The 22758-nt window shown below is 68.5% G+C and carries 22 protein-coding genes and 1 pseudogene; 16 read left to right on the top strand and 7 right to left on the bottom strand.

Annotated features, from left to right (window positions below):
* Positions 1–43 precede the first annotated feature (43 nt).
* Genes pdxS through pdxT form a run of 3 tightly spaced genes read left to right on the top strand, consistent with a single transcriptional unit; the run spans position 44 to position 2377 of the window.
* Complete coding sequence (gene pdxS, locus BHQ18_RS24165; RefSeq protein ID WP_069416267.1) at positions 44–946, top strand: pyridoxal 5'-phosphate synthase lyase subunit PdxS; 903 nt, start codon at positions 44–46, stop codon at positions 944–946.
* Between the two features lie 10 nt (positions 947–956).
* Positions 957–1796: an acyl-CoA thioesterase II gene (gene tesB, locus BHQ18_RS24160; RefSeq protein WP_069416193.1), complete on the top strand. Its 840-nt coding sequence runs from the start codon at positions 957–959 to the stop codon at positions 1794–1796.
* A complete protein-coding gene (gene pdxT / locus BHQ18_RS24155; RefSeq protein ID WP_069416192.1) occupies positions 1793–2377 on the top strand; it encodes a pyridoxal 5'-phosphate synthase glutaminase subunit PdxT in 585 nt (194 codons plus the stop codon). Before tesB ends, pdxT begins: the two co-directional genes overlap by 4 nt.
* A gap of 71 nt (positions 2378–2448) precedes the next feature.
* Here the strand turns inward: pdxT and BHQ18_RS24150 are convergent, their stop codons facing one another.
* Positions 2449–3660 carry an acyl-CoA dehydrogenase family protein gene (locus tag BHQ18_RS24150; RefSeq protein ID WP_069416191.1) on the bottom strand — a complete coding sequence of 404 codons (1212 nt, stop codon included), beginning with the start codon at positions 3658–3660 and terminating at the stop codon, positions 2449–2451.
* Positions 3661–3711: 51 nt separating this feature from the next.
* Positions 3712–5433: a CocE/NonD family hydrolase gene (locus BHQ18_RS24145; protein WP_069416190.1), complete on the bottom strand. Its 1722-nt coding sequence runs from the start codon at positions 5431–5433 to the stop codon at positions 3712–3714.
* Positions 5434–5495: 62 nt separating this feature from the next.
* Here BHQ18_RS24145 and BHQ18_RS24140 point away from each other — a divergent pair, with 62 nt between their 5' ends.
* The 3 genes from BHQ18_RS24140 (at position 5496) to BHQ18_RS24130 (ending at position 7352) form a co-directional block, all read left to right on the top strand.
* Positions 5496–6092, top strand: a complete 597-nt coding sequence (locus BHQ18_RS24140) for a TetR/AcrR family transcriptional regulator (RefSeq protein WP_069416189.1) — start codon at positions 5496–5498, stop codon at positions 6090–6092.
* Complete coding sequence (locus BHQ18_RS24135) at positions 6089–6523, top strand: hypothetical protein (protein ID WP_069416188.1); 435 nt, start codon at positions 6089–6091, stop codon at positions 6521–6523. Before BHQ18_RS24140 ends, BHQ18_RS24135 begins: the two co-directional genes overlap by 4 nt.
* Positions 6524–6596: 73 nt before the next feature.
* Complete coding sequence (locus BHQ18_RS24130) at positions 6597–7352, top strand: YebC/PmpR family DNA-binding transcriptional regulator (RefSeq protein WP_069416187.1); 756 nt, start codon at positions 6597–6599, stop codon at positions 7350–7352.
* Here the strand turns inward: BHQ18_RS24130 and BHQ18_RS24125 are convergent.
* A complete protein-coding gene (locus BHQ18_RS24125) occupies positions 7349–7750 on the bottom strand; it encodes a YybH family protein (protein WP_069416186.1) in 402 nt (133 codons plus the stop codon). The genes BHQ18_RS24130 and BHQ18_RS24125 overlap by 4 nt on opposite strands.
* A gap of 24 nt (positions 7751–7774) precedes the next feature.
* Positions 7775–9001 carry a mechanosensitive ion channel family protein gene (locus BHQ18_RS24120; protein WP_069416266.1) on the bottom strand — a complete coding sequence of 409 codons (1227 nt, stop codon included), beginning with the start codon at positions 8999–9001 and terminating at the stop codon, positions 7775–7777.
* A gap of 247 nt (positions 9002–9248) precedes the next feature.
* Between BHQ18_RS24120 and ruvC the strand changes: the two genes are divergently transcribed.
* The 6 genes from ruvC to BHQ18_RS24090 are packed head-to-tail and all read left to right on the top strand — an operon-like array spanning position 9249 to position 13427.
* The gene (gene ruvC / locus BHQ18_RS24115; RefSeq protein ID WP_069416185.1) at positions 9249–9815 is read left to right on the top strand and encodes a crossover junction endodeoxyribonuclease RuvC; all 567 of its coding nucleotides are present in this window, start codon (positions 9249–9251) and stop codon (positions 9813–9815) included.
* A complete protein-coding gene (gene ruvA / locus BHQ18_RS24110; RefSeq protein ID WP_069416184.1) occupies positions 9812–10399 on the top strand; it encodes a Holliday junction branch migration protein RuvA in 588 nt (195 codons plus the stop codon). The genes ruvC and ruvA overlap by 4 nt, the downstream gene beginning before the upstream one ends.
* A 3-nt stretch (positions 10400–10402) precedes the next feature.
* Positions 10403–11467, top strand: coding sequence for a Holliday junction branch migration DNA helicase RuvB (ruvB, locus tag BHQ18_RS24105; RefSeq protein ID WP_069416183.1), 1065 nt, complete (start codon positions 10403–10405; stop codon positions 11465–11467).
* A gap of 10 nt (positions 11468–11477) precedes the next feature.
* On the top strand, positions 11478–12107 hold the full coding sequence (locus BHQ18_RS24100; RefSeq protein ID WP_069416182.1) for a hypothetical protein: 630 nt from the start codon (positions 11478–11480) through the stop codon (positions 12105–12107).
* Positions 12107–12493 (top strand): DUF1304 domain-containing protein, encoded by a 387-nt coding sequence (locus BHQ18_RS24095; protein ID WP_069416181.1) that lies wholly within the window; start codon positions 12107–12109, stop codon positions 12491–12493. Before BHQ18_RS24100 ends, BHQ18_RS24095 begins: the two co-directional genes overlap by 1 nt.
* Before the next feature lie 10 nt (positions 12494–12503).
* Positions 12504–13427 carry an alpha/beta fold hydrolase gene (locus BHQ18_RS24090; protein ID WP_234794300.1) on the top strand — a complete coding sequence of 308 codons (924 nt, stop codon included), beginning with the start codon at positions 12504–12506 and terminating at the stop codon, positions 13425–13427.
* 9 nt (positions 13428–13436) lie between these two features.
* On the opposite strand, the gene car is transcribed toward BHQ18_RS24090, so the two are convergent.
* Positions 13437–16949 (bottom strand): carboxylic acid reductase, encoded by a 3513-nt coding sequence (gene car / locus BHQ18_RS24085; RefSeq protein WP_069416179.1) that lies wholly within the window; start codon positions 16947–16949, stop codon positions 13437–13439.
* A gap of 276 nt (positions 16950–17225) precedes the next feature.
* Here car and BHQ18_RS24080 point away from each other — a divergent pair, with 276 nt between their 5' ends.
* A complete protein-coding gene (locus BHQ18_RS24080; RefSeq protein ID WP_069416178.1) occupies positions 17226–17918 on the top strand; it encodes a hypothetical protein in 693 nt (230 codons plus the stop codon).
* A 282-nt stretch (positions 17919–18200) separates the two neighbouring features.
* Positions 18201–18509 carry a cytochrome P450 family protein gene (locus BHQ18_RS24075; RefSeq protein WP_069416177.1) on the top strand — a complete coding sequence of 103 codons (309 nt, stop codon included), beginning with the start codon at positions 18201–18203 and terminating at the stop codon, positions 18507–18509.
* 188 nt (positions 18510–18697) lie between these two features.
* Here the strand turns inward: BHQ18_RS24075 and BHQ18_RS24070 are convergent, their stop codons facing one another.
* The gene (locus BHQ18_RS24070) at positions 18698–20140 is read right to left on the bottom strand and encodes a gamma-aminobutyraldehyde dehydrogenase (protein ID WP_069416176.1); all 1443 of its coding nucleotides are present in this window, start codon (positions 20138–20140) and stop codon (positions 18698–18700) included.
* 18 nt (positions 20141–20158) lie between these two features.
* Complete coding sequence (gene gabT, locus BHQ18_RS24065) at positions 20159–21499, bottom strand: 4-aminobutyrate--2-oxoglutarate transaminase (RefSeq protein WP_069416175.1); 1341 nt, start codon at positions 21497–21499, stop codon at positions 20159–20161.
* Between the two features lie 263 nt (positions 21500–21762).
* Here gabT and yajC point away from each other — a divergent pair, with 263 nt between their 5' ends.
* Together yajC and BHQ18_RS24055 are read left to right on the top strand one after the other, a co-directional pair.
* Positions 21763–22104 (top strand): preprotein translocase subunit YajC, encoded by a 342-nt coding sequence (gene yajC, locus BHQ18_RS24060; RefSeq protein WP_069416174.1) that lies wholly within the window; start codon positions 21763–21765, stop codon positions 22102–22104.
* Positions 22105–22183: 79 nt separating this feature from the next.
* Positions 22184–22758 (top strand): annotated as a pseudogene (locus tag BHQ18_RS24055) (protein translocase subunit SecD); the annotation flags it as partial.

Here is a 22758-nt window from a genome sequence, read left to right as displayed (position 1 = left end):
GACGTACGTAGACTGGATCAGTACATATGTGGAGGAGATAGGCGTGGATACCGCAGGCAACGGATCCCAGACCGGAACCGCCCGGGTCAAGCGCGGCATGGCCGAGATGCTCAAGGGCGGCGTCATCATGGACGTCGTCACCCCCGAGCAGGCGCGCATCGCCGAGGGGGCCGGCGCGGTCGCGGTGATGGCGCTCGAACGTGTTCCGGCCGACATCCGCGCGCAGGGCGGGGTGTCGCGGATGAGCGACCCCGACATGATCGAGGGCATCATCGACGCGGTCACCATCCCGGTGATGGCCAAGGCGCGGATCGGGCACTTCGTCGAGGCGCAGATCCTGCAGAGCCTCGGCGTCGACTATGTCGACGAGTCCGAGGTGCTCACCCCGGCCGACTACACCAACCACATCGACAAGTGGAAGTTCACCGTGCCGTTCGTTTGCGGCGCCACCAACCTCGGTGAGGCGCTGCGGCGCATCACCGAAGGCGCAGCGATGATCCGGTCCAAGGGGGAGGCCGGCACCGGCGACGTGTCCAACGCCACCACCCACATGCGCAAGATCGGCGGCGAGATCCGCCGGCTGACGTCGCTGTCGGAGGACGAACTCTACGTCGCGGCAAAGGAATTGCAGGCCCCCTACGACCTCGTCGTCGAGGTGGCCCGCGCGGGCAAGCTCCCGGTGACGCTGTTCACCGCCGGCGGCATCGCGACCCCGGCCGATGCGGCGATGATGATGCAGCTCGGCGCCGAGGGCGTGTTCGTCGGATCGGGCATCTTCAAGTCCGGCAACCCCGCCGAGCGCGCGGCCGCGATCGTCAAGGCCACCACGTTCTACGACGATCCTGACGTGCTGGCGAAGGTGTCGCGCGGGCTGGGCGAGGCGATGGTCGGCATCAACGTCGACGACATCCCGGTCCCGCACCGGCTCGCCGAACGCGGCTGGTAGACATCTACGCGTGGCTATCGAGGAGATCCTCGATCTAGAGCAGATCGAGGTCAACATCTACCGCGGTGGCGTGTTCAGCCCCGAATCCGGTTTCCTGCAACGCACTTTCGGCGGCCACGTCGCCGGTCAGTCGCTGGTCTCGGCGGTGCGTACCGTCGACCCGAAGTTCCAGGTGCACTCGCTGCACGGCTACTTCCTCAAAGGTGGTGACGCCCGCGCGCCGTCGGTGTACACCGTCGAGCGGATCCGCGACGGCGGGTCGTTCTGCACGCGGCGGGTCAGCGCCATCCAGCACGGCGAGACGATTTTCTCGATGTCGGCGTCGTTCCAGACCGACCAGAGCGGTATCGAGCACCAGGACGCGATGCCCAGCGCGCCGCCGCCGGACAACATCCCCGACTTCAAGTCGGCCAGCAAGGTGTTCGACGACGCCAGTTTCCGCCAGTTCGACGAGTGGGACGTGCGCATCGTTCCGCGCGACCAGTTGCAGCGCTCACCGGAAAAAGCGTCGCAGCAGCAGGTCTGGTTCCGGCACCGCGACCCGCTGCCCGATGATCCGGTGCTGCACATCTGCGCGCTGGCCTACCTGAGCGACCTGACGCTGCTGGGTTCGGCGCAGGTCCATCACGTCGAGGAGCGCAACCACCTGATGGTCGCGTCGCTCGACCACGCGATGTGGTTCATGCGGCCGTTCCGCGCCGACGAGTGGCTGCTCTACGACCAGTCCTCGCCGTCGGCGTGCGGCGGTCGCGCGCTGACCCAGGGCAAGCTGTTCAACCAGTACGGCGAGATGGTGGCGGCGGTCATGCAGGAGGGGCTGACCCGCTACCGCCGCGGCTACACACCGTGAGCGCTCCGCGCGTCGGGGTGCTGGCTCTGCAGGGCGACACCCGCGAGCACCTGGCCGCGTTGCGGGAAGCCGGCGCGGAGGCCTCGACGGTGCGGCGGCTGCGCGAGCTGGAGGCGGTCGACGCGCTGGTGATCCCCGGCGGCGAATCCACCGCGATGAGCCACCTGCTGCGCGAACTCGACCTGCTCGAGCCGCTGCGTTCGCGGCTGGCCGACGGGATGCCGGCCTACGGGTCGTGCGCGGGGATGATCCTGCTGGCCTCGGAGATCCTCGACGCCGGGGTGGCCGGCCGCGACGCCACCCCGCTCAAGGGCATCGATATGACGGTGCGGCGCAACGCTTTCGGACGCCAGGTCGATTCGTTCGAGGCCGACATCGCGTTCGAGGGCGTCGACGGGCCGGTGCACGCGGTGTTCATCCGCGCCCCGTGGGTGGAGCGGGTCGGCCCGCAGGTGCAGGTGCTCGCGCAGGCCGGCGGCCACATCGTCGCGGTGCGCCAGGGTCAAACGCTGGCGACGTCTTTTCATCCGGAGATGACCGGGGACCGTCGCATCCACAAACTGTTCGTCTCGATGCTCTAGTCCCCGAGCGATCTGTGAGTGATTTCGATCGCTGACCGAGCGAAATCACTCACAGATCGCCCGCTGCGGGGTCAGCGGATCGGCAGACCCGTGACCGCCCGGCCGATCACCAGGCGCTGGATCTCGCTGGTGCCCTCGAAGATCGTGAAGATCTTGGCGTCGCGGTGCATCCGCTCGACGGGGTAGTCGCGGGTGTAGCCGTTGCCGCCGAGGATCTGGATCGCCTCGTCGGTCACGTACACCGCGGTCTCGCTGGCGACCAGCTTGGCCATCGAGCCCTCGGCGTTGTCGAAGGCCTTGCCGTTGCGGGCCATCCAGCCGGCGCGCCACACCAGCAGGCGGGCGGCGTCGATCCGGGCCTTCATGTCGGCCAGCTTGAACGCGATGGCCTGGAATTCGCCGATCTTGCGGCCGAACTGCTCACGCTGCAGCGCGTAGTCCAGGGCGTACTCGTAGGCTGCGCGCGCGACGCCGACGGCCATCGCCCCGACGGTCGGGCGGGTGCGCTCGAAGGTGGCCAGCGCGGCCTGGCTCTTGGCGCTCTTGCCTTCGCGTGCGCGCGCGATGCGCTCCTCGAACTTCTCGCGGCCGCCGACGATCAGGTTTCCGGGCAGGCGCACGTCCTCGAGCACCACCTCGGCGGTGTGCGAAGCGCGGATGCCGTGCTTGAGGAACTTTTGGCCCTGCCGGAACCCCGGCGTGTTCGGCGGGATGATGAACGTGGCCTGCCCGCGGGTGCCGAGTTCGGGGTACACCGACGCGACGACGATGTGCACCTCGGCGATGCCGCCGTTGGTGGCCCAGGTCTTGGTGCCGTTGAGCACCCACTCGTCGGTGGCCTCCTCGTAGCGGGCGCGGGTCAGGATCGCGCCGACGTCGGAGCCCGCCCCCGGCTCGGAAGAGCAGAACGACGCCACCTTCGGGTCGTCGACGGTGCCGAACATCTGCGGCAGCCATTCGCCCATCTGCTCGGGGGTCCCGTTGGCGGCCAACGACGCCGCGGCCAGGCCGGTGCCCAGGATCGACAGCGCGATTCCGGCGTCGCCCCAGAACATCTCCTCGAACGCCACGAGCATGCCGAGCCCGGACGGCTCACCGGCCTGTTCGGCGAAGAACTCCATCGAGTACACGCCGACCTTGGCGGCCTCCTGGATGATCGGCCACGGCGTCTCCTCGCGCTCGTCCCATTCCGCGGCGGCGGGCCGGATGACGTCGGTAGCAAATTCGTGCACCCAGTCGCGAATGTGGACCAGATCCGGCGACAGTTCGAGCGAGAAGGTCATGCCGGCGATCTTACTCCGGAGTAAGTTGGGACGGAAATCACTGTGGTCGGGCTAACAGGTCCGCGTGGGAAGGATCAGCCGGGACGCCGACAGCACTGTGTTCACACTGCTGGTTCCCACGCTGGCATGGCGGAAGTCCATGATCGCGGGCGTCCGCGGGTCCTGATCGTCGCTGGTCAGCACCAGCCGAATCCGCTCCCCGGGCCCGAAACGGCGGGCATTGGGGACCAGCGGGATGCGGTATTCGACCGGTTCGCCGACGGGGACCGCCGCGGGTATGCGACACGGCAGCACCGGCGCACCCGGCCGGCTCGCGGCGTCGTCGACTTCGCGCAGGCTCGCTCGCACCCAACCGGCGGTCACCTCCGAGACGGTGCCGTCGACGGCTACGCACTGCAGCGTCGCCATCCACGCGGTGTCCGCCGCGGTCGCCGCGGCCACCAGTCGCAGCTCCAGGTCGCCGACCACGTCGAGCGCGCCCTCCAGCGGCGCGCTGGTCCACACCAGGAAGCCGGGCGGATCGATGGGGCTTGACTTCGCGCGGTTGAGGCCGGCGCCGAGCACCAGGTACTCCCGGGCTCCGGCCTCACCCTCGTCGGCGGCGTCGAGCGTGCCGTCGGCCCGCAGCGCCCACTCGGTGAACGTGGTCGCCTCCGGGGGCCACTCGGCGCTCGTGTGCCAGCCGTCGGCGCCGGGCAGCACGTAGCGGACGGGCGGGCCGGACATGATGCCGGTGTCGCGTCCCTTCAGCCAGTGGTCGTACCAGGCCAGCGCCTCCGTGTGCAGGCTCTCCCACGGCCAGGTCAACCCGTGCCGGCCGAGCAGCGCCATGCGCACATTCGGATTGTGCGCCAACCCTTTCCAACAGGCGAATGTCGAGGGCAGGTGCAACGGCACGTTCTCCCAGTCGCAACCGAGGTACACCGGGATGTCGATGCGCTCCAACAGGTCGGTGAGATCGCGTTCGTCCCACCACTCGTCGCGCACAGGGTGCCTGGCGGCGACGTCGAGCCACAGGTCGTCCCACGGGTGCGGATCGTGGGGCAGTTTGAGCAGCTGACGCATCATCGTGACCGCGGACTCGCCGTTCATCGTGCCGAATTTGCGGTGCAGCGCAGGGAAATTGAGCACCTTGCGGGCCAGCTTCAGCGGCCGGCTGCGCCAGAACGCGTCGCTGCGGGCGGCGGTCAGTCCCATCATCGACAGAAACGGCGTCACGAACGAGGAGCTGAACAGACCGTGGTGGGTCGCCGCCTCGTAGAGGTCCGCGGTTGCCGCGACGGGGAAGATCGCCCGCAGATGGGGCGGGCGCTCGACGGCGGCCTCCAGTTGGGTCATCGCGAAGTAACTGATGCCGATCATGCCGACGGTGCCGTCGCACCAGGGTTGGGCGGCGACCCACTCGACGAGGTCGTACATGTCCCGCCGCTCCTGACCGTCGAAGAAGCCGAAGGTGCCGCCGGATCCGCCGGTACCGCGGACGTTCGCGATGACGTGCACGTAGCCGCGGGTCACCCAGAAGTCGGTGACGCCCGCTTCGATGAAGCCGGCCGGCGCGCCGAGGTCCTGGATCTGGCGCGGGTACGGCGACGCGGCGATGAGGGCGGGGAAGCGCTGCGCGGATTCGGGTCGATGCACGTCGGCCATCAGCGTCACGCCGTCGCGGACCGCAACCGCGACATTGACATCGTGGCGCACTCGGTATTGCGGCCGGCTGAGGTTGCGGTACGGCCGTCCGGTGTCCTGCGGGCCGTTGAGGGGCGTCGTTCCCATGAGTTTCACGCTACGTTGAAACTAGTCTCAACGCAACGTGAAACTTCTGTTAACCTTCGCGTATGGCCAGAAAGCCGGCGCCCGGGCCGCGCGACGAACGCGGGGTGCTCGCGGCGCGCATCCTGACCGCCGCCCGCGAGCAGTTCGCACAGCACGGCTGGGCGGGCACGACGATGCGGGCCGTCGCGCGCACCGCAGATGTCGACCCGGCGCTCGTCTACCACTACTTCGTTTCGAAGGAACGGCTGCTCGACGCGGCGACCGACCCGCCGCAGCGCTGGCTGCGAAGCGTCGCCGAAACCTGGACCACCCCGGTCGATGAACTGGGCGCGGCTCTGCTGCGGCTGATGCTCGGTGCCTGGCGCGATGACGAGATCGGTCCGGTCCTGCGGGCCGTGCTGCTGACCGCCGCGCACGAGGAGTCCACCCGCGACAAGCTGCGTCGCGTCGTGGAGTCCAGCCTGATCGGCGTCTCACAATTGGGTGTGAACGACGAGGACCGGCTGAGGCGCAGCGGCCTGATCTCGTCGCAGATCATGGGGCTGGCGATGATGCGTTTTGTTTGGAAGATCGACCCCGTCGCCTCGATGAGTGAAGATGACCTGATCGCTGCGGTCGCGCCGAACCTGCAGCGCTACGTCGACGGGGAACTCACATGACGCTGGTCGAGGTGGAACCGCAACCGCGAATCGACACGCTGGTGAGCAGGCCCGACGGCAGCCCCGCGCGGCGCACCGAATACGTCGGCACCGCCTGGTTCGACGGCAAGCCGATCATCACCGGCCTGACGATGCGTCGAGCACCCAACGCGCCGAAGGGAATCCGCACGCCGAACTTCTCGGCGTCGTTCTTCGTCCCGGACAGCCTGCCCTACGAGCGCACCGCCCTGGCGGAAGCGTCGCTGTCGGTGTCGGTGCTGCTGCAGGCGTCGGGGGAGACCGGGGCGATCGTCCACGCCGCCGCGACCTTCACCGACGATCCGTCGGGCGCCCCGACCTGGATCCAGGTGCACGTGCACGGCCACCTGGCCTGGCCCGCCGCGGTCGGCTACCGGATTGTGGCGTTGACGTCGCCCGACGCTGTGCGGTAGCCGACAAACCTCCACGTAGACTCGTCGGGCGGACTTAGCGCACGAATCAGCGCACAGGAGAGGTACTACCTGCATGAGCGGCCATTCCAAGTGGGCCACCACCAAGCACAAAAAGGCGGTCATCGACGCCCGACGCGGCAAGATGTTCGCCAAGCTGATCAAGAACATCGAGGTCGCCGCGCGTGTCGGCGGCGGCGACCCGGCCGGCAACCCGACGCTCTACGACGCCATCCAGAAGGCCAAGAAGTCGTCGGTGCCCAACGACAACATCGAACGCGCCCGCAAGCGCGGCAGCGGTGAGGAAGCCGGCGGCGCCGAGTACCAGAACATCACGTACGAGGGGTACGGCCCCAACGGCGTCGCGGTGCTCATCGAGTGCCTGACCGACAACCGCAACCGCGCGGCCGGTGAGGTGCGGGTCGCGATGACCCGCAACGGCGGCAACATGGCCGACCCCGGCTCGGTGGCCTACCTGTTCTCCCGCAAGGGCGTCATCACGCTGGAGAAGAACGACCTCAGCGAGGACGACGTGTTGACGGCCGTGCTCGAGGCGGGCGCCGAGGACGTCACCGATCTCGGTGACAGCTACCAAATCCTGTGCGAGCCAACTGATCTCGTCGCGGTACGCACGGCTTTGCAGGATGCCGGCATCGACTACGAGTCCGCCGAGGCGGGTTTCGAGCCCTCGGTCACCGTCCCGCTCGACGCCGACGGCGCACGCAAGATCATGAAGCTGGTCGACGCGCTCGAGGACCTCGACGACGTCCAGGACGTCTACACCAACATCGACATCTCCGACGAGGTCGCCGCCGAACTCGACGAGGATTAGAGGTTCATCGCGACCCGGTAGTGGCGGTGGGCGAACAGCCAGTCGCCGTCGACCCGCACCAACTCGTCGACGTACTCGCCGACCAGTTGCCGCACGGGTTGATCACGCAGCCGCAGGAACTCCAGGCAGTACGACCGCGCCTCGGCGCGCTCGCCCTGCACGCTCAGCGACGCCATCTGCGTGAAGAACGCCATCTGCTCGATCGCGGTGAAGATGCCGTGCCAGTGCTCGCGTAGCTCGTCCTTGCCGCGGCACTCGCCGCCGGAGCCGGTGCGACGGCCGTCGTCGGTCCAGCACGCCAGGTACGCCTCGAGATCTTTGCGGGTCACCGCGTCGCTGTAGTTCTCGAGGCGTTCCCGGATCAGTTGCCGGTCCTCGGTCGGCCCGCTGAACGTCATCCGCTCATTATCGGGCCCGGCCGGTCAGTGGCTGCCGTTGGACCGCACGAGTTCGTCGTCCTCGCAGTCGACTGTGTGGTCGAACGCCTTGGCCCGCTCCTCGGCTTCCGGGCTGCCGGAGAAGATGCCCGCGGCCACCCGCTTGGTCTCACCGGCTTCGCGACGTGCCTGCGGCTCCGGCGGCGGCGCGGCGGGCTGGATGCGCTGGATCGGCACCACGCCTCCAGTGCGCTGCACCCAGTCGACCAGGCCCTCGCGCACGGCGCACTGCAGGTCGTAGAGCGCCCCGGCGTTGTGGGCGCTGACGACGACGCGGACGCGGACCACACCGCCGACCGCGTCGGTCACCTGCAGCACGCCGCGGCGGCCGTCCCACAGGTCGCTCTCGGACAGCAGCCGGTCCAGCTCGGCGCGCATGTCGTTGATCGGGACGTTGAAGTCGACATCGAACTCGACGGTGCCCATGATCTCGGTGGCGCTGCGCGTCCAGTTCTCGAACGGCTCGGTGGTGAAGTAGCTCGACGGCAGCACCAGGCGCCGCTCGTCCCAGATCCGCACGACGACGTAGGTCAGCGTGATCTCCTCGATGCGGCCCCACCACTGACCGTTCTCGAGCTGCACGATGTCCCCGACGCGGATCGCCCCGGAGAACGCGATCTGCATACCGGCGAACACCGCACCCAGCGACGTCTGCGCGGCCAGGCCGGCGACCACCGACAACACACCGGCGGAGGCGAACACCGTCGTGCCGATGTCCGAGAACGACGGGAAGGTCATCAGGATCGCCGCGCCGCCGAGGACGACGACGACTGCGATCGCGAGCCGCCGAAGCACGGTGACCTGCGTGCGCACCCGTCGCCACAGCCGGTCGGCGTCGGAGATCTCCTCGCCACCGCCGCCGTAGCGCGCGATCATCCGCCGCTCGACGACCCGCACCAGGCCTGTCATCAGCCACGTGATCGACGCCAGGAGCAGGATCAACAGCCAGTGGTCGACCCAGCCGCGCCAGCTGTCGGACGTGTCCGAGGTGCGCCGGACCGCGACCGTGGCGGCGATCACCATCATCAGCATGCGCACCGGCTTGCGGGTGAGGATCTCGATGTCGCGGATCAGATCGCTACGGCGGCTGATCCGGGCCAGCACCCAGGTCACGATCACCCCGAACACGTACACAGCGGCGATCGCACCGGCCGCCCAGGCGGCGGTGACGGCGATATTGCTTGCGGTCTGCAGTTCGGTCTCGTCCGGCATGGGGATGAGGTTCACTCCACGAATCGGGGTCAGGTCTTTTCGCGACGCTAGCCGCGATACCCGTCCGAGTCACATCTCAATCCGGGGCGTCGCGCGCGGAATCGGCCGTCTCACAAGCACAATTACTGCGTGGCAGTGGTGCGTGACACAGCCGGTGCGGTGTGCGAAGTCAAGCGGCGTGTCCTGCCCGGCGGTGTCCGGCGCGGCGGCTAAGCTCTCGAACAGATGTTCACAGAAGGGGCCTGGCGTGCGTGTGATGGGAGTCGACCCCGGGTTGACGCGGTGCGGCCTGTCCGTCATCGAGAGCGGTAAGGGCCGGCAGGTCGTCGCCCTGGACGTCGACGTGGTGCGCACCCCGTCCGACGAGCCGCTGCACCGCCGGCTGCTGGCGATCAGCGAAGCGGTCGAGTACTGGATGGACACCCACCGGCCCGACGTCATCGCGATCGAGCGGGTGTTCGCCAACCAGAACGCCAACACCGCGATGGGCACCGCCCAGGCCGGCGGCGTCATCGCGCTGGCCGCCGCCCGACGCGACATCGACGTGCACTTCCACACGCCGAGCGAAGTCAAGGCCGCGGTCACCGGCAACGGCAACGCCGACAAAGCTCAGGTCACCGCCATGGTCACCAGAATCCTTGCGCTGCAGACCAAACCGACACCGGCCGACGCGGCCGACGCGCTGGCGCTGGCTATCTGCCACTGCTGGCGCGCCCCGATGATCGCGCGGATGGCGGCCGCGGAGGCGTTGGCCGCCGAGCAGCAACGCAAATACCGGGCCACCCTCAAGGCGAAAGCGAAGGCGACACGATGATCGCATCGGTACGCGGTGAGGTTCTCGACATCGCACTCGACCACGTGGTGATCGAGGCCGCGGGCGTGGGCTACAAGGTGATGGCGACCCCGTCGACGCTGGCCACGCTGCGCCGCGGCAGCGAAGCCCGGCTGATCACCGCGATGATCGTGCGCGAGGACTCCCAGACGCTGTACGGGTTCGCCGACGCCGATGCCCGCGACCTGTTCCTGACCCTGCTGGGCGTCTCCGGGATCGGGCCGAGCATCGCGCTGGGCGCGCTGGCCATGTACGACGGCCCCACGCTGCGCCAGGCGATCGGCGACGCCGACATCACCGCGCTGACCCGAATCCCGAAGGTCGGCAAGAAGACCGCCGAGCTGATGGCGCTGAGCCTGCGCGACAAGGTCGGGCTGTCCTCGCCGTCGGGCGCGACGACGGTGAGCGGGCATTCGGTGCGCACCCCGGTGGTCGAGGCGCTCGTCGGGCTGGGTTTCGCGGTCAAACAGGCCGAGGAGGCCACCGACAAGGTGCTGGCCAACGATCCGGAGGCCACCCAGTCCACCGCGCTGCGCGCCGCACTGTCGATGCTGGGTAAGAAGTAACCGATGAGCCGGTTCACCGACGACGACGACGCACCCGAGGAGCGCGAGGTCTCGCCGGCACTGACCGTCGGCGAGGGCGACATCGACGCCAGCCTGCGGCCGCGCTCGCTGCGCGAGTTCATCGGCCAGGCCCGCGTGCGCGAACAGCTCCAGCTGGTGATCGAGGGCGCCAAGAACCGCGGCGGCACACCGGATCACATCCTGCTCTCCGGTCCACCCGGGCTCGGCAAGACGTCGCTGGCGATGATCATCGCGGCCGAACTCGGCTCGTCGCTGCGGGTCACCTCCGGGCCCGCGCTCGAACGCGCCGGTGATCTGGCCGCGATGCTGTCGAACCTGGTCGAGCACGACGTGTTGTTCATCGACGAGATCCACCGCATCGCGCGGCCGGCCGAGGAGATGCTCTACCTGGCGATGGAAGACTTCCGGGTCGACGTCGTCGTCGGCAAGGGCCCCGGGGCCACCTCGATTCCGTTGGAGGTCGCGCCGTTCACCCTCGTCGGGGCGACCACCCGGTCGGGGGCGCTGACCGGCCCGCTGCGCGACCGGTTCGGCTTCACCGCCCACATGGACTTCTACGAGCCCGCCGAACTCGAACGGGTGCTGAGCCGATCGGCGGGCATCCTCGGCATCGAACTCGGCGCCGACGCTGGGGCCGAGATCGCCCGGCGCTCGCGCGGCACCCCGCGCATCGCGAACCGGCTGCTGCGCCGGGTCCGTGACTACGCCGAAGTGCGCGCCGACGGGGTGATCACCCGCGACGTCGCCAAGGCCGCACTGGAGGTCTACGACGTCGACGAGCTCGGCCTGGACCGACTCGACCGCGCGGTATTGACCGCGCTGACAAAGAGTTTCGGCGGGGGACCGGTCGGGGTGTCGACGCTGGCCGTCGCGGTCGGCGAAGAGGCGGCCACCGTCGAGGAAGTGTGCGAGCCGTTCCTGGTGCGCGCCGGGATGATCGCGCGAACGCCGCGCGGCCGGGTCGCCACCGCGCTGGCCTGGACTCATCTGGGGATGACACCGCCCGCCGGGGCCGGCGGTCTGGGACAGGTCGGGTTGTTCGACTAGGAGGGGACCGATGGGAAGCGGCACCATCAGGGTGGGCGGAGCACTGGGGATCTGCTCGGCGATCGCCGCGGTACCGGCGTATACGGCCGGTTCACCGGAGGCCGCCGGCGACGAACAGGCCTATTTCGACAGTGCCTCATCGCTTCTCACCACCAATGGTGCGATCCCGCTGCTGCACCTGGTGTTCGGTCTGCTGTTCGTCGCGGTGCTGGTCTCGATGCTGCGCTCGGCGGCCGGGCCCACCGGGGCGGTGTACGCGGCGCTGATCGGCGGTGCGGTGTTCGTCGCGCTGACCGCCGCCGGGCTCGCGGCCGAGGTCGCGGTGCCTGCGGCGACGCTGCAGTTCGCCGACGCGACGGTGGTGCAGTATTCGCAGCCGTTCCTCGGGCTCGCGGTCTGGCTGTACCACTACAGCCACATCGGTTCGGCCGCACTGATCGTGGCCACCGGCTACATCGTGTGGCGAACCGCGGTGCTGCCCAAATGGTCGGCGGCGTTGGCTGTGCTCGCGGTGCCCGCGTTGCTGCACACGTGGATCGGGCTCACCGGCGCCTACTGTGTGATCGCCTGGATGGCGCTGACCGGTCTGTTGATGTTGGCGATTCCGCCGGTGGTCCGCGTGGAAAGCGTAGGTGCGTAATGGGATTCGCAGGCCTGTTCTTCGCGGCGCTGGCCGCGCTGCTGCACGTCTACATCTGGGTGATGGAGTCGTTCACCTGGACCTCGCCGCGCACCCGCGCGACGTTCGGGCTGACCGAGGAACAGGCGCTGGCCACCAAGGAACTCGCCTTCAACCAGGGGTTCTACAACCTGTTCCTGGCGATCGTCACCGCGGCGGGCATCGTGATCGGCGGGCTCGGCTACAACTACGTCGGCATCGCGCTCATCTTCGCCGGCGTCGGTTCGATGCTGGCCGCGGCCGTCGTCCTGCTGGTGTCGTCGCCGGACAAGGCACGCGCCGCCGTCGTACAGGGCGTCTTCCCCCTGATCGCGGTTGTGCTGCTCGGTATCGCCGTCACGCTGTAGCGTCATCGAGGTGCGGCGATGGCTGAGCGTCTCGCTCGCACTTCTGGCCCTGGGGGCTTGCGGTGCGCCGCCGGTCGCCGCGCAGACCGCCGCGGAACCGGTGGGCCCGGTGGATATCGGTCACGGCCGGCAACTGTTTCTGCAGTGCCAGGGGCAAGGCTCGCCGCCGGTGTTCGTCATCCCGGGCAAGGGCAGCTACGCCGAGGTATGGAACGTCGTCATCCCACCCGACGACCCGATCCGGGCCTCCCGGTTCGACCTGATCGAGCAGGCCCGGTTCGTCGCGGGCCCCGACGCGGTGCAACCCACCGTGGCGAGGACCACCCGGATCTGCGCCTACGACCGACCCGACACACGCCCCGACGGCGTCGACCGGTCCACGCCGGTACACCAGCCGCACACCGTTGCGCAGGACGTCGAGGACCTGGTCGCGCTTCTCGGCGCGGCGGGACTGGATGGCCCGTTCGTGTTCGCGGCGCACTCCTACGGCGGGCTGATCCTCGACCTGCTCGCCCGGACACATCCCCAGCTGGTGGCCGGCATCGTGATGGTCGACGGGGTGTCGGAGTACCTGATGACGCTGGGCAGCCCCGCGCAGAACGCGGCGTTCGAACGCGACTCCGCGGCACCACCGGAACCGGGGGGAGAAGGCGTGCTGATGAGCGACGCGTTCGCCCGCATCCGCGACGCGCCGCCGCTGCCGCGGGTGCCGTCGATCGTGCTGAGCGCCGACAAGTTTCCCGCTCCCGCGGCGGTGACCCCGGAGAACTACACGCTCGCTCAGATCCATGCCGCCAACGATCTGCTGGCCGCCGAGCTGGGTACCGCCAACGTCGTCGCCACCGGCAGCGGACACAATCTGATGCTGTATCAGCCGAAATTCGTCTCCGACAACATCATCGACGTCGTTGAGCGTGTCCGCTCCGGCGGGTGACGTCAGCGGTTACAGCAGGCCCAGCCGCTGGAGATCGGTGACGTACTTGACGATCACCTCGCGGGTGACGTGCGGAATGTCCTTGTCCGGACCGATTTTGGCGTCCTGCACCGCGGTCCGGAACCGGTCGGTCGGGGCCAGCGATCCGCGAACCGGCACCTCCGGGTGCTGGTAGTTGTGCAGCAGCGGCAGCAAGGACGCTTGGCGCTGCCGTTCGGGCAGCGCGCGCACCGCGGTCTCGAACCGTTGCAACCAGCTCGCGTAGTCATCGACGCGTTCGACGGGATAGCCGGCCTCGATGATCCAGTCGACGTACTCGTCGAGCCCGATGCCGTCGTCGTACGGGTTCATCACATGGTAGGTCTCGAACTGCGCGTCGTGGCCGACCTGAACACCCAGCGTCGAGATGGCCTCGGCAATGAACTCGACCGGCAGTCCGTCGTAGTGGGCGCGTTGCCGGTTGCCGTCAACGTCGGTCTCGTAGAACGAGAACGGGGCGATGCCGCTGGCCACGAGGCTCAGGATCAGCCGGGTGAACATGTCGGGCACGTTGAGCTGTCCGGAGTAGCTGGTGTCGGCCAGGATCATGTCGCAGCGGAACACCGCCGCCGGCAGCCCGCACAGATCATGCGCCTCACGCAGTAGCACCTCCCCGGCCCATTTGCTGTTGGAGTAGCCGTTGGCGTAGCTGTCGTCGACGGTGCGCGTCGGGCTGATCACGCGGATGTCGCCGTCCTCGGTGAACTGTCCCGGCGCGATGCCCGCGCCGACACCGATCGTCGACACGTAGACGTACGGTTTGATCCTCGTGGTGATCGCCAGCCGGATGAGTTCGGCGGTCCCCACCACGTTGGGGCCGAACAGCTGGCTGTAGGGCAGCACATGGTTGACCAGCGCGGCGGGATCGACGATGAGGTCGACGGTGTCCGCCAGCCGCTTCCAGGTGTGCGGGTCCAGTCCGAGGTCGGCTTCGCCCTTGTCGCCGGCGATCACCTCGAGGTGCTCGGCGGCCAATTCCCGGTAGTGCCGGAGCAATTGGGAGTCACCGGAGTCGAACGTTTGGTCCAGCCGGACGCGTGCCGCGGCGTCGTCACGTGCGCGCACCAGGCAGATGACGGTGCCGCCGACCAGAGCCATCCGCTCCAGCCACTCCAAAGCCAGGTACCGGCCGAGGAAACCGGTCGCGCCGGTCAGCAGCACGGTGCGCACCTCGGGCGCCGGGCCCGGCAGGGACGGTGCTGCCGCCAGGACGTCGGGGTCGATGAACTTGTCGAGCGTCAGGTCGGCGGCGTGCACCTCGACCGCGTCGCGGCCGTGCACGCCGTCGTAGGTCGGCCGGCCCCTGCCGGGTTGGCGCGCGGTCTCGATGTAGGCGGACAGCGCGGCGAGGTCGTTGGCCGGGCTGACGATGACGCCCACCGGTACCTCGATGTCGTAGATGTCCTGCAGCAGGTTGCCGAACGTCAACGCCGACAGCGAATCTCCGCCCAGATCGGTGAAGTGCGCGTCGGGTGCCAGTTCGGCCGCCGACGCGCCGAGCAGTGCGCCGGCGGCGCGGCTGACGGTGTCGATGACCGGCGCTTGGGCGCCGTGCGCGCGCAGCTCGCGCAGTTCCTGGGTCTGGGTGTCGGCCAGCTCGGTGTAGAGCTGCTCGAGGCGTTCACCGTAGAACTCCTTGAGCCGTGGACGCGCGAGCTTGCGGATACCGGTGAGCAGACCGTTCTCGAGCGTGAACGGCGTTGTCTCGATGAGGAAATCGCGCGGTATCTCGTAGGACTGCAGGCCCGCCGCCCTGGCGACGTCCTGCAGCGACTCGGAGAGCGCGGCTTTCAGCGCCGCGCCTTCGTAGCGGGCCTGTGCGTCCTCGGTGGGTACCACCACGGCCAGCAGGTAGGAGCGGGCGCTGTTGCCGTACACGAAGATCTGATGCACCAGCGGGCTGTTGCCGTACACCGCTTCGAGTTTGGAGACGGTGACGAACTCGCCCTGCGACAGTTTGAGCACGTTGTTGCGCCGGTCGAGGTAGACGAGCTGGTCTCGGCCGATCTCGGCCACCACGTCGCCGGTCTTGTAGTAGCCGTCGGCGTCGAACACCTCCGCGGTGGTCTCGGGGCGCTTGTAGTAGCCCGGAAAGATGGTTTCGGTCTTGACCAGCAACTCGCCGCGCGGATGAGGGCGGTCGGTGCGGAAATAGCCGAGTTCGGGGACGTCGACGAGCTTGTAGTCGATCACGGACGGCCGTACCACCTGCCCGTCGACGAACACGGCGCCCGCCTCGGTCGATCCGTAGCCATCGCTCAGGTGTAGGTCGAGCAGCGTTTCGACGAAAGTCTTCATCTCGCTCGAGATGGGGGCGGATCCCGTCATCGCCGAGACGAACCGGCAGCCGAGCAGGTTCTGTCGCAGGTCGGCCAGCACGTCGGTTTCGGCGGCCCAGCGGTCGGCGCCCTCGGCGACCCGCCGGTCCACGTCGCTCTGGAACTTCTGGAACAGCATGTCCCAGATTCGCGGAACGAAGCTCAATTGCGTCGGCCGGACCAGTGACAGATCCTCGAAAAGGGTCGAAAGATCGCTGCGTGCAACGAAATACCCGGTCCCACCGGCGCCGAGGGTGGCGTAGAGAATGCCGCGGCCCATGATGTGGCTCATCGGCATGAAATTCAGCGTGATCGACGGCAACGCCTGCCCGCCGCCCCACATTTGCGCACCGGCCCGGTGCCACGTGTACTTCACCATGCGCCGTTGGTACATCGCGCCCTTCGGCGCACCGGTGCTGCCGGAGGTGTAGATCAACAGCGCGAGATCGTCGCCGGCGCCGTCGTAGGGCGCGGGGGCGGGCAGCGAGCGGCCGCGGGCCAGCACGTCGTCGAGGATCTCGACGGCGACGGCCGTGTCGGCCAGCCGCGACTCGGCCTCGGCGAGCGCGGCGCGGTGGTCGTCGAGCTCGGGGTGGAAGTCGAACACCACCAACCGGTGTGGCAGGTGCCCGGTGAGCATCACGTCCACCGCGTCGGGCAGGAAGTCGACGTGCGAAGCCACCGCGACCGGTTCGGTTTCGACCGCGATGGGCCGCAGCTGGGCGGCCGGTGCGCTGGTCTGCATCGGCACCGACACCGCACCGATCTGCATCAGCGCCAGGTCGACGGTGGTGTAGTCGACGCTGGTGAAACCGAGGATCGCGACGCGGTCACCGGGCTGGACGCCGTCGGCGGTGAGCGCCGCGGCGAAGGCGTCGACGCGGTCGGACAGCTCGCGGTAGGTGATCGTGTCGAAGCGGGGGAGAAGCCGCGCGGAGGTGCGACCGGCTTCGTCGGTGACGAACTCGACAGCGCGCTGCCCGAGCGCCGGCCGGTCGGCGTACCCGTCGAACACGGTGCGGATCAGCCGGGGCAACGTCAGCGCGGGGTCCTCGACCGCGCGCGCGATGGTGTCGTCGGGGCGCGCGGCGGCGAACTGCGGATCGGTCGCGTACAGGTCGGAGATGCGGCGCTGCAGACGGGCGTCACGGGAATCAGTAGTCATCACGAAAATCCTTTGCGACAAAAGCGCTTTGAGGACGCCCCGTTGAGTCCACCAAGAGAAAGGGCATTGACACGTAGAACTATTCCGCGCCCAGCTGGCAGGTCGCTGTGAATCCGGGGGCGAGGTTCCTGACAGCGGATCACCGGGATGGCCGTGGCGGCAGCGACCCGTCCGGCCTTCGGTTGCGGGTGTCGTCGAGCCGCCCCGCGGACCTGGCCAACCGCGGTTATCCGGTCACTGACCTGGGTAACCACCGGTCACGACCAAGGAGGCGTCATGACCGATACACGTGTACCGACAAGAGGCGGACGGATGCATATGCCGCGCAGTCGCGGCGCGGCGAGCGGGCTGCTGTTGATCCTGCTGGGCGCGTGGGGCGCGCTGATCCCGTTCATCGGACCGCTGTTCGACTTCGCGTTCAGCCCCGACCGGGCCTGGGCCTGGACGACCGGGCGCGGGTGGCTGCACGTGCTTCCCGGCGTGGTCACCGTGTTCGGCGGCCTGCTGTTGCTGATGTCGCGCAATCGGGCGACCGCGATGCTGGGCGGCTGGCTGGCCGTCGCGGGCGGTGCCTGGTTCATCATCGGACGGGCACTGGCCGGCCCGCTCGGCCTCGGCGACGCCGGTGTGCCGGTCGCGGCCACCGAAGCCAAACGCGTGGCGCTGGAGCTGGCGTACTTCTACGGTCTCGGCGCGCTGATCGTGTTCCTCGGCGCGGCGGCGCTCGGCCGGATCTCCGTGCGCAGCGTGCGCGACGTCGAATGGGCCGACCGCGCCGCGATGGCCACCGCACCGACGACCGCACCGGCCGCCACCGCACCCGTCGACACTGCCGGCCAGCCGGTGATGGCCGATCAGCGCACCGAGGTCATCGGCCCCACCGCCGACGCCGCGCCGCGTCGCCGGCGCGGCCTGCGCGACATGTTCCGGGGCGGTCGCCAGCGGGGCGGCCGTCTGGCGCACCGCTGAGCCACCTCTACCGCCGAGCCACCTCTACCGCCGAGCAGACGCGAAGTGCCCCATTTTCCGGGGTTTCCGGGGCACTTCGCGTCTGTTCGCGCATGGAACGGTGACGTGCGTCGCATCGCCGAATCCAAGCGATGAGACTCACCGGCCGAATGTGATCTGCGTGACTGACCGACGGTTTTGTGGAAGATAGCCTGGCTATCTAATCGTTCCCATTGGTGTCGCCGATGCTGCTGCGCGTCGGCGGCACACCGTTAGTCGATAGTCACCTTGCAGGAGGCCGCCATGTCCGACAGGCCTGGTATCACTGATTCCATTGCCGCACGCCAGAATTCGGCCACAGCAGTCTGCGAGGTGTTCGGCTTCCCCCGCGAGGACTGGCCGATGTTCGCCCGCTGGGCAGCCGGTCCGATGACCCCGCTCGACGAGGAGACGCTGTTCCAGTACGTCGACCTCAAGATCGCCGAGCGCTGCTGGAAGCCGACGGACGATCTGCTCTCGCAGCTGATCGACGTCGAGGTCGACGGTGTCGAGCTCACCACCGACGAGATCCACCGCTTCGTCGCGTCGTTGATCGGCGCCACGGTCTTCTAGTGTCGTGAGTCGTTGAATCGGGTGCAGTAGATCGTCATGGGTCCTTTGGGCCGCGAGATCTGCATGAGGGTCGTTACCAGCGCGGTTTCACAGCCCTCGTGCAGATCTCGAAGAACGTCGACACCATGTGGCCGGTCCGAATCCCGCGCACTGCTGTGTCTGAACTTTCGACTCAGGACACTAGCCGCTCAGCCCGTGTACGCCATCACGTGCTTGATGCGGGTGTAGTCCTCGAACCCGTACATCGACAGGTCCTTGCCGTGGCCCGACGACTTGAACCCGCCGTGCGGCATCTCCGCGACCAGCGGGATGTGGGTGTTGATCCACACGCAACCGAAATCGAGTGCGGCCGAGACCCGCAGCGCCCGCGACACATCCTTGGTCCACACCGACGAGGCCAGCCCGTACTCGGTGCCGTTGGCCCACGCGATCGCCTCGTCCTCGTCGGAGAACGACTGCACGGTGATGACCGGGCCGAAGATCTCCTGCTGCACCAACCGGTCGCCCTGCCGCAGCCCGCCGATCACCGTCGGCTCGACGTAGAAACCCTTGTCGCCCTGGCGTCCACCGCCCGCGGCCACCGACGCGTGTGACGGCACCTCACCGAGGAAACCCAGCACCCGTTCCAGTTGGTTGGAGTTGTTGACCGGCGGCACCCACGCGTCCTCGTCGTCGGCCGACTTGCCGTACGTCGTCGTCGCCGCCCGCGCCTGCTCGGCCAGCGCCTCGGTCAACTCCGAGGCCACCCGCGCGGTGGCGAGCACGCGCGTCGCCGCGGTGCAGTCCTGCCCGGCGTTGAAGTAGCCGGCCTCGGCGATGCCCTCGGCCGCCGATGCGATGTCGCTGTCGTCGAACACGATCACCGGCGCCTTGCCGCCCAACTCGAGGTGCGTGCGCTTCAGATGCCCGCCCGCGCTGACCGCCACCGCGCGGCCCGCCGCGACCGAACCGGTGATCGACACCATCTGCGGCGTCGGGTGCGCCACCACCGCGGCACCCGTATCGCGGTCTCCGCAAACGACATTCAGCACTCCGGGCGGGAAATGCCTGGCGGCGATCTCGGCCAGCATCACCGTCGTCGCCGGGGTGGTGTCGCTGGGCTTGATGACGACGGTGTTGCCCGCCGCGATGGCGGGGCAGAACTTCCAGATCGCCATCATCATCGGGTAGTTCCACGGCGCCACCTGCCCGACCACGCCGACCGGTTCGCGCCGGATCCACGACGTGTGATTCTCCATGTACTCGCCCGCGGATTTGCCCTCGAGCATCCGGGCCGCGCCGGCGAAGAACCGGATCTGGTCGACCATCGGCGGGATTTCCTCGGCCATGGTCACGTGATTGGGCTTACCGGTGTTGCGGCCCTCGGCCTCCACCAGCGCCTGCGCGTTCTTCTCGACGTCGTCGGCGAAGTCCAGCAGCGCCTTCTGCCGCACCGACGGGGTGCTGCGCTTCCAGTCGGTGAACGCCTTGGCCGCCGCCGCGTACGCGTTGTCGATGTCGGCCTCGTTGGACACCGGCGCGGTGCCGTACCGCTCACCGGTGCTCGGGTCGACCAGCGGCATGGTGGCTCCGCCGGCCGAGTCGACGCGCTCGCCGCCGATGAAGTTCTGCACCCGCAACTCGTTGGTCATCTGATCCTCTCTTGTCGATCACAGGTCTTTGAGGACGAGCTCGAGGACGTCGAGTCCCTCGACTAGCAGTTCGTCGCTGATCGTCAGCGGCGGCAGGAACCGCAGCACGTTGCCGAAGGTGCCGCAGGACAACACGATCACTCCGGCGGTGTGGCATCCCACGCACAGCTGACCGGTCAGCACCGGATCGGGGTCGAGCGTGCCGGGTTTGACCAACTCCATCGCGATCATCGCGCCGCGGCCGCGTACGTCGCCGATGCGGTCGTCGGAGGCCTGCAATCGGTGAAGCCGCTCCTTCATCAGCGTCTCGATCTCGCGGGCCCGCCCGATCAGGCCGTCGGCCTCGATTGTCTCGATCGTCGCCAGCGCCGCCGCACACGCGAGCGGGTTGCCGCCGTAGGTGCCGCCCAGGCCGCTGACGTGCGGGGCGTCCATGATTTCGGCGCGCCCGGTGACCGCCGACAGCGGCAGCCCGTCGGCGATGCCCTTGGCGGTGACGATGAGGTCGGGTTCGACGCCATCGTGTTCGCAGGCGAACATCGCGCCGGTGCGCGCGAAGCCGGTCTGCACCTCGTCGGCGATGAACACCACGTCGTTGTCGCGGCACCAGTCCCGCAGCGCGGGCAGGAACCCGTCGGCCGGGACGATGAAGCCGCCCTCGCCCTGGATGGGCTCGATCAGCACCGCGGCCAGGTTGTCGGCGCCGACCTGCTTCTCGATGACGGTGATCGCCCGCTTGGCGGCCACCGCGCCGTCGGTGGCGATCTCTTTACCGAACTCCGCGTCGCGGAACGGGTACGACAGCGGCGCGCGGTAGATCTCGGGGGCGAACGGGCCGAACCCGTGCTTGTACGGCATCGACTTGGCGGTCAGCGCCATCGTCAGGTTGGTGCGGCCGTGGTAGGCGTGGTCGAACGAGACGACGGCCGACTTACCGGTGTACGACCGCGCGATCTTGACCGCGTTCTCGACGGCCTCCGAACCGGAGTTGAACAACGCCGACCGCTTCTCGCCGGATCCCGGTGTCAACCGGTTCAACTGTTCGGCGACCGCGACGTAACCCTCGTACGGGGTGATCATGAAGCAGGTGTGGGTGAAGTCGGCCACCTGCCGGCGGACCGCGTCGACCACCCGCGGCGACGCATTGCCGATCGTCGTCACCGCGATGCCCGAGCCCAGGTCGATCAGCCGGTTGCCGTCGACGTCCTCGACGATCCCGCCGAACGCGCGCGCGGCGTAGACCGGCATGGTGTTGCCGATGCCGCGCGAGACCGCGGCGGCCTTGCGGGCGATCAACTCCTGCGATCGGGGACCCGGAATCGTGGTGGCCAGGTGACGGCTCTGCTCGAGGGTGCGCATCGTCTCCAGAGCCTAACCGCGATGTCACCGATCCGGTTGGCAAAGCGGGGGGCACGTGGTGAAAACGTCTCCTCAATGGCTGTACTGCGACGGAATCCGTCGCACCGGGGCCTCTGCTTCGCGGCCGGGCCGGAGCGCGCGGGGCCGGATTGCGACTGGGCCACGGTCCGCGACGGCCGCAGTGGCACACTGGTCACTTATGGGCGCGTGGCCCGACCGTCGCTGCGCCATCACCACTAGACCTAACGAAAGACAGTTCTGCCATGGAATCCTTCGTCTTCCTTCCTCTGCTCATCGTGCTCGGCGCGTTCATGTTCTTCGCCTCGCGGCGCCAGAAGAAGGCGATGCAGGCCACCATCGACCTGCACAACTCGCTCGAGGTCGGTGACCGTATCCACACCACCTCCGGCCTGCAGGGCACCATCGTCGGCATCACCGACGACAACGTGGACCTGGAGATCGCCCCGGGCGTCGTGACCACCTGGATGAAGCTCGCGGTCCGCGACCGCATCACCGAGGACGACGAGTTCGAGGACGAGGTGACCGACGAGGAGTCGATCGCCACCGAACTCACCGACACCCCGAACACCCGAAGCGACGGCTGAGTCCGCGGGCCAACAGCACAGCAAGAACCCGTACTCTTTGCGGTGCTGACGTACTGATCTCAAGGAGACCTGAAGCAACGTGGCATCGTCTTCGGCGCCGGTTCACCCTGCCCGCTACCTATCGCTGTTCCTGGCGTTGCTCATCGGCGCCTATCTGCTGGTGTTCTTCACCGGGACCAAGACGCTCGAACCGAAGCTCGGCATCGACCTGCAGGGCGGCACCCGTGTCACGTTGACCGCGCGGACGCCCGACGGGTCACCTCCCACGCGCGATGCGCTCATCCAGGCTCAGCAGATCATCAACGACCGCGTCAACGGGCTCGGCGTGTCCGGCTCCGAAGTCATCATCGACGGCAACAACCTGGTCATCACCGTGCCCGGTGAGGAGAGCAGCGAGGCCCGCAACCTGGGCCAGACCGCGCGCCTCTACATCCGGCCGGTGCTCTACCAGATCCCGGCCCAGGGCGCCGAACAGCAGCCGCCCGTCGAAGGTCCCGAAGGCGGCGGCCCCGCGGCCCCGCCGGGCGGTGGCGTGCCGGGAGTGCCCGGGTTGCCGCCGATCGCGCCCGCCGAACCGGGCGCGCCAATCGGCCCGGCCGCATTCATCCTGACACCGTTGGGCTTCTTCGAGGTGGCCAGCGCGTTCATCGAGGA

Origin of the sequence: Mycolicibacterium flavescens, from assembly GCF_001722335.1 — a bacterium.
In the GTDB taxonomy this organism is placed as follows: Bacteria; Actinomycetota; Actinomycetes; order Mycobacteriales; family Mycobacteriaceae; genus Mycobacterium; species Mycobacterium flavescens.
Note: the sequence above shows the minus strand (reverse complement) of the source record. Positions and strands in the feature narration are given on the sequence as shown.

What these genes read in the sequence shown, in the direction of transcription:
- BHQ18_RS24070 (WP_069416176.1), bottom strand. Translation starts at nt 20,140, where the DNA reads ATGACCAACGAGTTGCGGGTGCAGAACTTCATCGGCGGCGAGCGCGTC.
- BHQ18_RS24080 (WP_069416178.1), top strand. Translation starts at nt 17,226, where the DNA reads ATGACCGATACACGTGTACCGACAAGAGGCGGACGGATGCATATGCCG.
- ruvA (WP_069416184.1), top strand. Translation starts at nt 9,812, where the DNA reads ATGATCGCATCGGTACGCGGTGAGGTTCTCGACATCGCACTCGACCAC.
- ruvB (WP_069416183.1), top strand. Translation starts at nt 10,403, where the DNA reads ATGAGCCGGTTCACCGACGACGACGACGCACCCGAGGAGCGCGAGGTC.
- BHQ18_RS24125 (WP_069416186.1), bottom strand. Translation starts at nt 7,750, where the DNA reads ATGACGTTCAGCGGGCCGACCGAGGACCGGCAACTGATCCGGGAACGC.
- BHQ18_RS24095 (WP_069416181.1), top strand. Translation starts at nt 12,107, where the DNA reads ATGGGATTCGCAGGCCTGTTCTTCGCGGCGCTGGCCGCGCTGCTGCAC.
- BHQ18_RS24075 (WP_069416177.1), top strand. Translation starts at nt 18,201, where the DNA reads ATGTCCGACAGGCCTGGTATCACTGATTCCATTGCCGCACGCCAGAAT.
- BHQ18_RS24150 (WP_069416191.1), bottom strand. Translation starts at nt 3,660, where the DNA reads ATGACCTTCTCGCTCGAACTGTCGCCGGATCTGGTCCACATTCGCGAC.
- BHQ18_RS24130 (WP_069416187.1), top strand. Translation starts at nt 6,597, where the DNA reads ATGAGCGGCCATTCCAAGTGGGCCACCACCAAGCACAAAAAGGCGGTC.
- BHQ18_RS24120 (WP_069416266.1), bottom strand. Translation starts at nt 9,001, where the DNA reads ATGCCGGACGAGACCGAACTGCAGACCGCAAGCAATATCGCCGTCACC.
- car (WP_069416179.1), bottom strand. Translation starts at nt 16,949, where the DNA reads ATGACTACTGATTCCCGTGACGCCCGTCTGCAGCGCCGCATCTCCGAC.
- gabT (WP_069416175.1), bottom strand. Translation starts at nt 21,499, where the DNA reads ATGCGCACCCTCGAGCAGAGCCGTCACCTGGCCACCACGATTCCGGGT.
- BHQ18_RS24100 (WP_069416182.1), top strand. Translation starts at nt 11,478, where the DNA reads ATGGGAAGCGGCACCATCAGGGTGGGCGGAGCACTGGGGATCTGCTCG.
- yajC (WP_069416174.1), top strand. Translation starts at nt 21,763, where the DNA reads ATGGAATCCTTCGTCTTCCTTCCTCTGCTCATCGTGCTCGGCGCGTTC.
- BHQ18_RS24145 (WP_069416190.1), bottom strand. Translation starts at nt 5,433, where the DNA reads ATGGGAACGACGCCCCTCAACGGCCCGCAGGACACCGGACGGCCGTAC.
- BHQ18_RS24140 (WP_069416189.1), top strand. Translation starts at nt 5,496, where the DNA reads ATGGCCAGAAAGCCGGCGCCCGGGCCGCGCGACGAACGCGGGGTGCTC.
- BHQ18_RS24135 (WP_069416188.1), top strand. Translation starts at nt 6,089, where the DNA reads ATGACGCTGGTCGAGGTGGAACCGCAACCGCGAATCGACACGCTGGTG.